Below are 10,524 nucleotides of genomic sequence, written 5' to 3'. Positions count from 1 at the left end.
AAAAAAGCTCATCACCGTTTCCGATCATGAGCTTTGAACTGGATAGAAATCCAAAAATGCAGAGGGTGGGGGATTCGAACCTAAATTTTAAATTACTGAAAATCAATAATTTATATAGCGAAATATCGGAAACGCCTAGAATTACGCAATCTAAGATTAGACCTATTCTAACCACTTTTTAAAATTAGATTTTGACCTTATTTTTTCCAATTTTTTGAAGAAAAATTTCCTAAAAAAGAAGAAAAAGAATCTGGTATCTCATTACCATCATCCTTACTCTTTCGAAAAAAAGAGAGGGAGATAAATCGATTTTTCTTATGCACTTACCCGGTATTCAGAAGAATTATTTGGATGAATTCTGGGCAACCGCTTTGCGATTTATTATAACTCAGTATGTGGGTGACCTTGAATTCCGGAATAAGTTAACCCTTTATCCTCGGTGCGGCCAAGAGCTTCCGGCATAAAGCTCGCCCGCAAATCTCCGCTGGTTTATTCCTTTTTGGCTTGGCCCTGTTCGGAACAAGGCTGGGATCATTCCATAATTCAGGTTTCATCAAAACGAAAAAATTATGGAAGCTTTAACTGATCAATTCCGCCTGAATGAAGTTGCAGAAATTACACTGGCTTATCGACCAAAGATCAAGGCTAATCAACGACCTAAAGTGTTTTGTTCCTGACAAGTGTATGAGGTTTTGCTAAAATTCTGGAATTCTGATGCACAGGAATACATCGAGAAGTTACAGGTGATGGTCTTGAGAAGCCAAAACCGAGTATTTGGGATTTGTACAATTTATACCGGTAGAACGGAACTAAAGCTCCATTTTCCTCAAAAGCTCATCAATCAATTCATCAATCCCTCTACTTGCTGGTTTGGTTTTGTTTTCTACGACATTTCCGTTCCAGTCGAGGAGTACCGAATGTGGAATTCCGGTTATATCATACTTGGTTTTAAGGTTTTTGGTCCAAATCTCGTTTGCATAGAGATTGTCCATTTTCAGTCCATATTTCGAGATATATTCTTTCCATCGCTCAGGTTTAGACTCAATGTTTATATTAATTATTTTCACAGGTTTTCCTTTATACTTTTCCACTAAAGCATTTTCATGAGGGAATTCTACTATACACGGTTTACACCAATCAGCCCAAAAATTAATCAATACTATATTTCCGAGATAATCATTTGATTCCACATCTTCCCCTTTTTGGTTGACCAAATAAAAATATGGCATCTTGGTTCCAGGCTTTAATGCAACACTGGAATAGAAGTATTCTTTCATGAAATTTCTCATTTGATTATCGGAAAAATCTTCCAAAACCGTAGAGTCATATTCGTACCGGGAAGATTCTAGGAGCATACTTAAACGGTAAGCTAGAAAGGCGTCTTTTACGTTCCCGGTAAACAATTGATCGATTTCCTTCGCCATATAGATGCTAATGGGCTTTTCTGACCCCTCAACTTTCACCTTAGTTTCATATTTTTCCCTGTTTTTCAGATTCGTGTATTCATGTAGGAATAGCATATACCTTGACTCGCCGATAAATTTTTCATTATCTAATGGTACGGAGTTAACCAAATCTTCCAAAAAATCAGGAGGTAGATCGTCTTCAAAATTGAGCATATGTTTTCTGTAGGAAATGCTATTTAGCTTGTTTGCAACAGCACTGTAGTGTAATCTCTCTTTTTCTAAATCTATGTACCAACTAGGTAATTGGGGCGCCTTCAATTCAAGGTTATTCAGCTGAATAATTAAAACAGAGTCGTTTATTTCATTGAAACGGTTGAAATCTTTTTCACCGTGGGTTGCCATCGCAGTCACGTGATTTAATTGACTAAAACTTAGTTTTTCCTTTGCGTTTTGAAACAAAAACGAATTAATGGGACTTAGGTCACCTGAAAAAACGATTGAATCATTCTCTAAAAAGGTTAATGTGTCCAAAGAACTGGGTATCAGAAAAAGATCGACACTTTGTTGATTTATAGCCAAATGGATATAATCCATGCTGTGGTTTTTAAGATCTATATCAATTCCTGCCTTAGGGTTCACTAGGGTATCTACAATTGCTACTTCCATAGGAATAGTTGACCACTTTTCAAATTGGATCCGAATTGGCTTGGTACTCGAATTGAAGAATGTAAGCCTACTTTTACCAAATAGGTCGAATCGCATTTCAGGCACATCTTCAGGTGCGGAACAATGCCAGAAGGAGATTATCGATATCAGAATAAAAAATGTATAATTAGTTTTACGCCTCATAATCAGATAAATAATTTAAAATGTAGTAATAATTTTCAAGTTCTTCTATCCATAAGACTCAATTTATTTTCCTCTTCTTTCTACTCCTCTGCGAAGTTCATTTCCAGCAACCTTTATAATCCATTTAGAGGTTGATCGGTCTTTCCTAAAACATTTTTATGAAAAGAGGTGATTTCAATTATTCAAAATTCCGATTCCTTCGTAGCCTGAAATATCAAAAAACGACTTATTCTTTATGTTTTACCATTTTCAGTTTTACTGTAACGGAAGTCTACCTGAATATTAAAAGATTCTTTCGGATGATGAGAGAAGAAATTCTAAAAGCCCTGAGCTTTGGCAAACCGCCACTTATTTCTTCAACAACTGAGAGAAGGTGATCTTGAATTCCGGAATAAGTTAGCCCTTTATCCTCGGGGCGGCCAAGAGCTTCCGGCATAAAGCTCACGCGCAATTCTCAGCTGGTTTATTCCTTTTCCTCTTGGCCTTGCTCGGAACAGGGCAGAGGCCATTCCATAATTCATGTTTCACCAAAACTCAAAAAAATTATGGAAGCCTTAACTCAATCTTTCCACTTTAATGAAGTCGCAGAAATCACACTGGCTTATCGACCAAAAATCAAGGCAAGTCTACGTCCGAAGGTTACTTGTTCCAGGCAAGTTTATGATGTCTTGTTGAAATTCTGGAATTCTGATGCGCTGGAATACATCGAGCAGTTTCAAGTCATGTTACTAAATAGAGGTAACCGGGTGTTGGGGATATGCACCATCAGTACCGGGGGAACTGCAGGAACTGTGGTAGATCCTAAATTAGTCTTTGCAGCAGGATTGAAGGCGAATGCATCTTCCTTGATTCTTAGTCATAATCATCCAAGTGGAAATCTTCAACCATCCGAACAGGATAGAAGACTTACCCGAAGATTGGTTGAAATCGGCCGAGCTTTGGATCTACCTATCATTGACCATGTTATTCTGAGTTCTGAAGGATATTTTTCCTTTGCTGATGAAGGGGAGCTTTAGGCTCTCCTTTTTTCCTGATTGCAAGTTTCCGACAAAGTTGTGATTCAGTCCTTGAACAAATCACCCAATTGCTTAATTTGACAACATAAACAGAAGCAAAATCAGCTCCTGGCACAAAGGGATTATGAGAGATTGGGGAGGGGACTATCATTTACAGGGATGTTTAAAATATTCAATGAGCTGACACCTTAACTCATGATAAAATACCTTTTTCTTCAAGCTGGATTAACATTTATCATTTTCATGTACTGGTTAAGAACAACCAGCTTACCAGGGGGCGAAGTAGGGATGGCGCCATTTCTACTTGGAATCTTTCTATTAATCCATTTAACAATTGGAATCTTAATTAGCCTAGTTTTTAGAAAGCATTTAATCACTAGGAACACCCTTATAATTGGAATGCTTGTCTATTTAGGAATTTATGAACTTGGACCTCTTTTACTTGGAAGCAAACCGATGATACTGGGAATTTTTGAGGAAGGCTCGAATGGAGAAACAAATAGAGCATTTGCTTTAATTCCATTGTTGGCTGGATTGTTAACTCTCATGGTAATCGGAATTCGAGAACGAAAGAGAGCGGTATAAACAATTGACAAAGGACGCTTATCATGAATATATTAATGTGCTTTATGTAAAAGTTAGTGAGGATTTGATGCGTTGACACTAATTTCTTAAAGAAAAGTTTTTTTGCCTCATTGTCAACTGTTTGCTTTTTTTGGTGGTATTTTAAGTTTGGAGTTGATCAGAATTCCCATTTTGAAAGTGGCAAATGAAAAGGGACAATCCGTTAGCAAATAGACACCATTGATCATAGCTTTTCTGACTTATTTGAAAAGACTTTCTGGATTAGCTACTTTTAGAAATTTAGAAAGACCAAATAACTTGATTATAGGTGAAGGTTGCGGTTCAAAAAAAAAGCTACATGCATGGGATTAAAAATTGAATCTGAGGATCTTGATCAAATGTTGATGAAGATCGAAGAATCGTTTGATATTCGATTTAAGACTAACGAACTCACTAATGTCAAAACTTATGGTGAATTCTGTGATGCTATTAAGATCAAAATCAATATTAATCATTCTGACACTTGTACAACTCAGCAAGGTTTTTATAAGTTAAGAGAAACCTTAGTAAGTTCTCTGGAAATAGAAAAAGCAAAAGTCACTTCTGTTACGCAACTCACAGAAATATTTCCAAGAAAGACAAGAAAATCTCAAATAAAGAAGCTTGAAAATGAATTGGGATTTAAACTCTTCCTTCTAAGACCTCCTCATTTTGTAACAGGCCTTTTAGGAATCTTACTATTAGGCTCGTTTATGCTGCTTTTTATTGATTGGAAATATGGGCTTAGCCTATTTGCACTATCCATTTCCGGATTCTGGGTTTCAAGTAAAACAGGAAATGAACTTGATTTGACAACAGTAGGAGAATTAACTAAAAAGATTACGAGAGAGAATTATTTTAAATCAAGAAGGAACTCTCAGACAATCAATAAAAATGAACTTGATAAATTACTCGAAGATTGGTTCGTAGACTTCCTTGGAATTGAAAAGTCAGATTTGACGAGAGATGCACAACTTTTTTAAGAAAGAATAGCAAGACTAAGGAACAAACTCTAAGAAATTATTCGGGCTGACAGAATTATTTGGAATTTAATATTCCTGGTGAAATTTGATTTCAATACTTGCCTTTATCACCTAATTCCTTAAATTGTCAATAAAATAGCCTTAAAACCAACTCTACTCAATACGGATATTTGACATTGCGCATCAGATTAGTTTTGTAGAAATATTTGGCGGCAATTGCCTTAGAATATGGACTTCGTTCGACAAATAGACGTGTTTGATAATCTTACTGAGTTGCTTGTAGATGAATTACCATTGGCCTCATTGGATTTGGACGTTCTTAAGAGACGATTCAATGTGACTACGGATGACCTGCTAATGTATAATTCTTATGAGATTTCGACAATGACCGCCGACCTATTTCCTTTTGTTAATTTCGACTTCAACAAATTCTCTTATTTTCTTGGATGTTACCAAGCTTAGTCCACAAAGGGCCGAAACTGCTACCAACAAATTAGATAAACAATACTGGGGTCAAGTGTAAACAGGTGCTTTTCCCTTAATTTCCTTCTACTTCGCTTTGTTGGAACTGTTTTCAATTATAGCCACTAAAAATCGTAATTTTCTATTTTGCCCTATGAAATACTTTATCATTCTGGCAGGTTCGTCTTTATTTTTTATTTTGGCAACTTTGATGTCATATTTCCTTTGGAATATTGAACAAGATTGGACTTGGAAAATACTTTTGATTTTTTGCCTAGCATTTGCTGGCTATATTTTTATCCGGAGTATTCAAATTTATTCGAAGATACTGCTTACTAATGCAGAGCTAAGAGTCTCAAAGTTATTCTCTGCACAGATTTATGATTTGAACGAATTAAGATCTTGGACAGAGGAAACCAATCTTTATCGGGTAAGCTATAGGAAATTGAAACTTAAATTTCCAAACAGACAATTAACCCTTTTTGATCATGCAGACCGAGCTAACATTGAGCAACTTTATCACCATCTTCGAACAAATTACAAGAGCCTTAGGATTTTGGCTTAATGATAAATGGCAATCGAAAAATCAACAGTGATTTAAATTAAATCAATTTCTAAATCCCAAAATACTTCGCTAGGGCTTTCAAAATCATATCCCTCATTAATGCTTTTGTTTCAGGGCCGATTTCATACTTGAGATTAACAAACATGGTGGAAGGAATTCGGAGGGAATAGATTTTCAAATCTTCGGAGTCAAACTCTTTGTTGGATACTTTTTCTTATTGTCGGATTTCAGGTTATGAGTTGATCAGCATTCTTGGGCCACGCTGTTTGGTGCCAAGGTTTTATTACCCTTTCTCAGGTCGTTTAGCTTCTGAGCTATGTTTTGCTAAGTTGAATGAACCTAAATTTTCATTTTACCTCATTTCATAATCCATTGGTCTGTTTTATTTCGGAGCAAATTCAGGAATGGTTTGTCCTGAAAATGGCTTCGACTGAATTACACTTTTTGACTTTTAAAAAAAAGAGAAGTACGTGATACTGAATTCCGGAATAAGTTAGCCCTTTGTCCTCGGGGCGTCCAAGAGCTTCCGGCATAAAGCTTTCGCACTATCCTTCGCTGGTTTATTCCTTTTCCTCTTGGCCTTGCTCGGAACAGGGCTGGGATCATTCCATAATTCATGTTTCACCAAAACTCAAAAAATTATGGAAGCTTTAAATCAATCATTCCACTTTAATGAAGTAGCAGAAATCACACTGGCGTATCGACCAAAAATCAAGGCAAGTCAACGTCCAAAGGTTACTTGCTCTAGGCAGGTTTATGATGTCTTGCTTAAATTCTGGAATTCTGACGCGCTGGAATACATTGAGCAATTTCAAGTGATGCTGCTGAGCAGAGGAAACCGTGTATTGGGTATTTGCACCATTAGTACCGGCGGAACGGCAGGAACTGTCGTAGATCCTAAAGTAGTCTTTGCTGCCGGATTGAAAGCGAACGCATCATCCTTAATCCTGAGTCATAACCATCCTAGTGGAAATCTTCAACCATCCGAACAGGATAGAAGACTAACCCGAAGACTGGTGGAAATCGGTCGTGCTTTAGATCTACCAGTTGTGGATCATGTTATTCTAAGTTCTGAAGGATATTTTTCCTTTGCAGATGAAGGGGAGCTTTAGGCTTCCTTTTATCAAATTCCGATCACCTCAAAGGGAAATGTCTACACTTCCAATTACCTTCAATACTCTCTTTTGATAAATTAATCTCCTACTATTGAAATCATTTCGGCCTCCATTCCCTCCTCTTTAAAAGAATCCTGAATTTCCTGCTGAAAAACTTTTAGGCTCGGTTTGTAAAAAAGCTTGAAAGGTCAGGATGGAAAAATTAAGTAAAGTGCTGATAAAAATAGTTCAGGGATGGATATAATTGCTGGGATGGGATTTGAAAACCTCATGGATTAAAAATCAATTTCATTTAAAATTAAAAACTCTTTCCAAAGCTCATACCTGCCCAATAAGGGTTAAAAGACCAATTCCCTCCAGTTCTTGGCGGAAAGTCGATAATTGGCGTATAGCCAACTCTAAAAAAGAATCCACCTTCAGGTTTTTGATATCTATAACCAATCCTTAAAGGAATAGCAGCATTAACGACCACTTTATCTTCTAATTCTAATGATTCTGAATCAAAATCTAAAGTTCTATCTAAGAATGAAATTAATCCAAAGCCTATTTCCAGATGATGCTTTGACTTGCCGTATACGCCGGAAACCTCTAAAGGAACAACGGGAAGCCAAATGGTCCTGAAATCATTTATTTCATTTCGCCACATTGAAAAACCCACGCTGGTATTCAATTTTAGCTTCCCTTTTTGATGAAAAATCTTGCTATAATTTATTGCGTATCTTCCAGAACTCCCTCCAACTTCAAGGTAAATCGCCTTTTTTGAGGTGAATGTCTCAGGCTCGACCTGAGCTTTCGCCTCCTGTGAAAGAGCGTAAATTAAGTTCAAAACCAACAAGAACGAAGATATTTGTTGAAGATTCATAATTTTTCAATTTCGATGTGTAAAACTTGTTTGAATTCCATTGTCAATTTTCAATTATAATTTGTTCCCTTAGAACCTGATCTCCAGAATAAATATGAAGGAAATAGGTTCCGGGTTTTAGACCTTTAGTATCTAAATAAACTTTATTTTCCACGGATTTTCCAGTCCCCACTAATTTCTCAGTTCGATCAAAAATGTTAACTTTAAACACAGCAATAGTTGGTTTATTCTGTGCCTGTGCTTCACTACCAAATGATTTTCCTAATTGGTTGTTTTCCGAATCATATTCAACGAACAAATCACCCGATGATGGATTGGGATAAATTTTAAAATCACCAGAAGACAGCATATAGCTGCAAGGGAAGACAGTTATTCCAGTAAAAGGTGTGGTGCCACAGCCGTTGTTAACCGACACACGAACCGGCCCGTAAGTATTGTTAGATGAAGGGAGATAAAATGTTACGGAGTTATCTGATTGGCTTTGCTTAGTCCAACCGGATGGATAAGTCCAGTCGTAAGTGTATCCGTTTTGATGTCCTGTTGGAATATTAGCAGTATAAGTGTATGAATTACCATTACAAACCATTCCTGCACCTGATACAGATACTTGATACTGACTAAATGCGCCAATTTGAACAGAAAAGTCCCTCTTGGTACTATACCAATAACCTCCTCCTGGTTTTGATATTGACCCCTGAACAGAAATAGTATAACTACCAGCAGGAGTACCGGTAGGTGCGACAATATTAACCGTTTCATCTGTAAATTTTGTATTTCCACCTCCATCAATAGACCAACCTGCAGGCGCAGTCCATTCATATGGATAATGGTAATAACAAATTCCTCCTTCAGAAGGGGGAGGGAATATGCTAGCCAAGGTCGGACTAGTGGTATAGGTATAGGATTGGCCCAGAGAACACATGGCCGGACCTGAAATTGGGCTTGGAATAGGAACTCTCGATGTTGTCGAAATAATTTTTTCTCCATCACCATGGACTGAACAATTAACTGCATTGACTTTAATTTCGTAAATCCCGACGTCTGGAAAAGTAAAGTCGAAACTTGTGCCCGAACCATTACCTACGATTTCAACACCTTTATAAACAGTCCAAATAAGATTACAGGAATAAATTTGGTAGCCAAATTCTCCGCTATATGTTTTTGCGGTGTAGGTGTAGGTTGCTTTCGGACAAACAAAACTTGATGCTCCCTCAATAACAACATTAACTGATGAATACGCTTTAGCTGAAAGAAAGTATAAAGCAAAAAGCAGAAAAACAAAGATGGTCTTAGTTCGGAAGAAGCTGTTGACTTTTAATGCATTGCTAAGAATCGAAGGAGAAGGAATTGACTTCATAATTAGGTTCGTTTATTTTCATCAAAAAATTGATTAGAATTAATCTAAAATTTAATTACAGTTTTAGCAACTACTTTTCAGAAAAAAAACTATTTTTTTTTTTTTGAAAGACGCGCCTAACTAGAGAAATATATTTAATAAGGTGTAACTGGTCTGAGTAATATGTCAATATACTTGGAATCAAGCGAAGTGCAAGTTTAAATGAATGCAACTCCTAGTGCCTGATTAATAATCGAGAAAAGAAAACATCATTTCCAGCATTTCAAGGCTGTTTTGGAAGTGCTTTTTTTTCCCTTTCTAAAGGATCATGGCTATACCAACCATTTCCAATTTTAAAAACAGGGGATAGACGAATCTGAATTCCGGAATAAGTTAGCCCTGTATCCTCGGGGCGGCCAAGAGCTTCCGGCATAAAGCTCACGCACTATCCTCAGCTGGTTTATTCCTTTTCCTCTTGGCCTTGCTCGGAACAGGGCAGAGGCCATTCCATAATTCATGTTTCACCAAAACTCAAAAAAATTATGGAAGCCTTAACTCAATCTTTCCACTTTAATGAAGTCGCAGAAATCACACTGGCTTATCGACCAAAAATCAAGGCAAGTCTACGTCCGAAGGTTACTTGTTCCAGACAAGTCTATGATGTCTTGTTGAAATTCTGGAATTCCGACGCTCTGGAATACATAGAGCAATTTCAAGTGATGCTACTGAGCCAAGGAAACCGAGTATTGGGAATTTGTACAATCAGTACCGGTGGAACAGCGGGAACTGTGGTAGATCCTAAAGTGGTCTTCGCCGCCGGATTGAAAGCGAACGCATCATCCTTAATCTTAAGTCATAACCATCCGAGTGGAAATCTTCAACCATCCGAACAGGATAAAAGACTAACCCGGAGACTGGTTGAAATCGGTCGTGCATTGGATCTACCCATAGTGGATCATGTGATTCTAAGTTCTGAAGGATATTTTTCCTTTGCAGATGAAGGGGAGCTTTAGCTTCCTTTTTTTGACAAATGATCTTTATTTTTTCTATCTAAGATACTCTTCAATTCCAATTTTAAGGAATTGACCTTAAGAAGGGGCGTCACCTATATTTATTATGTTAAACTTGCTTTCAGGGAAAGTTTCGAGGCATTCGGCAGATAAGATGTTGTTGCCAAGTAATTCAGAGATTAATATGAAAGAAATTGTGGGGGAGCTGATTGATCAGAGTACCGAAAGGCTTTGAGAGTAGATTTTCTTCCCATGCCTCTTATAATCAGACTTTTTCAATCTCTTGTTCGAAGACAAAAAAATCTTGGTATATTTTC

Annotated in this window: 9 protein-coding genes; 6 read left to right on the top strand and 3 right to left on the bottom strand. The window is 37.1% G+C overall.

The genetic code is table 11. The annotated features are described in order from the left end of the window. Positions 1–809: 809 nt before the first annotated feature. On the bottom strand, positions 810–2,072 hold the full coding sequence (locus DK188_RS20525; protein WP_157963305.1) for a TlpA family protein disulfide reductase: 1,263 nt from the start codon (positions 2,070–2,072) through the stop codon (positions 810–812). Positions 2,073–2,800: 728 nt separating this feature from the next. On the opposite strand from DK188_RS20525, the gene DK188_RS20515 reads away from it, so the two are divergent. The 5 genes from DK188_RS20515 to DK188_RS20485 all read left to right on the top strand — a co-directional run bounded on the left by DK188_RS20515 (position 2,801) and on the right by DK188_RS20485 (position 6,996). After that, positions 2,801–3,271: a JAB domain-containing protein gene (locus DK188_RS20515; RefSeq protein ID WP_111672730.1), complete on the top strand. Its 471-nt coding sequence runs from the start codon at positions 2,801–2,803 to the stop codon at positions 3,269–3,271. Between the two features lie 195 nt (positions 3,272–3,466). Then, positions 3,467–3,856, top strand: a complete 390-nt coding sequence (locus DK188_RS20510; RefSeq protein WP_111672729.1) for a hypothetical protein — start codon at positions 3,467–3,469, stop codon at positions 3,854–3,856. A gap of 341 nt (positions 3,857–4,197) precedes the next feature. Continuing rightward, complete coding sequence (locus tag DK188_RS20505) at positions 4,198–4,857, top strand: hypothetical protein (protein WP_111672735.1); 660 nt, start codon at positions 4,198–4,200, stop codon at positions 4,855–4,857. Between the two features lie 228 nt (positions 4,858–5,085). Then, positions 5,086–5,319, top strand: coding sequence for a DUF7683 domain-containing protein (locus DK188_RS21875; RefSeq protein ID WP_111672728.1), 234 nt, complete (start codon positions 5,086–5,088; stop codon positions 5,317–5,319). Between the two features lie 1,206 nt (positions 5,320–6,525). Beyond that, the gene (locus DK188_RS20485; RefSeq protein WP_111672734.1) at positions 6,526–6,996 is read left to right on the top strand and encodes a JAB domain-containing protein; all 471 of its coding nucleotides are present in this window, start codon (positions 6,526–6,528) and stop codon (positions 6,994–6,996) included. Positions 6,997–7,297: 301 nt separating this feature from the next. Here the strand turns inward: DK188_RS20485 and DK188_RS20480 are convergent, their stop codons facing one another. Continuing rightward, positions 7,298–7,861, bottom strand: coding sequence for a hypothetical protein (locus DK188_RS20480; protein WP_111672726.1), 564 nt, complete (start codon positions 7,859–7,861; stop codon positions 7,298–7,300). A 43-nt stretch (positions 7,862–7,904) separates the two neighbouring features. Continuing rightward, entirely contained in the window at positions 7,905–9,218 is a 1,314-nt protein-coding gene (locus DK188_RS20475) for a T9SS type A sorting domain-containing protein (protein ID WP_111672725.1), read from the bottom strand. Between the two features lie 521 nt (positions 9,219–9,739). Here DK188_RS20475 and DK188_RS20470 point away from each other — a divergent pair. Then, entirely contained in the window at positions 9,740–10,210 is a 471-nt protein-coding gene (locus DK188_RS20470) for a JAB domain-containing protein (protein WP_111672724.1), read from the top strand. Positions 10,211–10,524: the final 314 nt, after the last annotated feature.

The organism is Algoriphagus litoralis, from assembly GCF_003259255.1.
Classification (GTDB): domain Bacteria; phylum Bacteroidota; class Bacteroidia; order Cytophagales; family Cyclobacteriaceae; genus Algoriphagus; species Algoriphagus litoralis.
The sequence above is the reverse complement of the archived record's forward strand: the minus strand, read 5'-3'. Positions and strand labels throughout refer to the sequence as shown.

What these genes read in the sequence shown, in the direction of transcription:
- DK188_RS20475 (WP_111672725.1), bottom strand. Translation starts at nt 9,218, where the DNA reads ATGAAGTCAATTCCTTCTCCTTCGATTCTTAGCAATGCATTAAAAGTC.
- DK188_RS20485 (WP_111672734.1), top strand. Translation starts at nt 6,526, where the DNA reads ATGGAAGCTTTAAATCAATCATTCCACTTTAATGAAGTAGCAGAAATC.
- DK188_RS21875 (WP_111672728.1), top strand. Translation starts at nt 5,086, where the DNA reads ATGGACTTCGTTCGACAAATAGACGTGTTTGATAATCTTACTGAGTTG.
- DK188_RS20515 (WP_111672730.1), top strand. Translation starts at nt 2,801, where the DNA reads ATGGAAGCCTTAACTCAATCTTTCCACTTTAATGAAGTCGCAGAAATC.
- DK188_RS20480 (WP_111672726.1), bottom strand. Translation starts at nt 7,861, where the DNA reads ATGAATCTTCAACAAATATCTTCGTTCTTGTTGGTTTTGAACTTAATT.
- DK188_RS20525 (WP_157963305.1), bottom strand. Translation starts at nt 2,072, where the DNA reads ATGGAAGTAGCAATTGTAGATACCCTAGTGAACCCTAAGGCAGGAATT.
- DK188_RS20510 (WP_111672729.1), top strand. Translation starts at nt 3,467, where the DNA reads ATGATAAAATACCTTTTTCTTCAAGCTGGATTAACATTTATCATTTTC.
- DK188_RS20470 (WP_111672724.1), top strand. Translation starts at nt 9,740, where the DNA reads ATGGAAGCCTTAACTCAATCTTTCCACTTTAATGAAGTCGCAGAAATC.
- DK188_RS20505 (WP_111672735.1), top strand. Translation starts at nt 4,198, where the DNA reads ATGGGATTAAAAATTGAATCTGAGGATCTTGATCAAATGTTGATGAAG.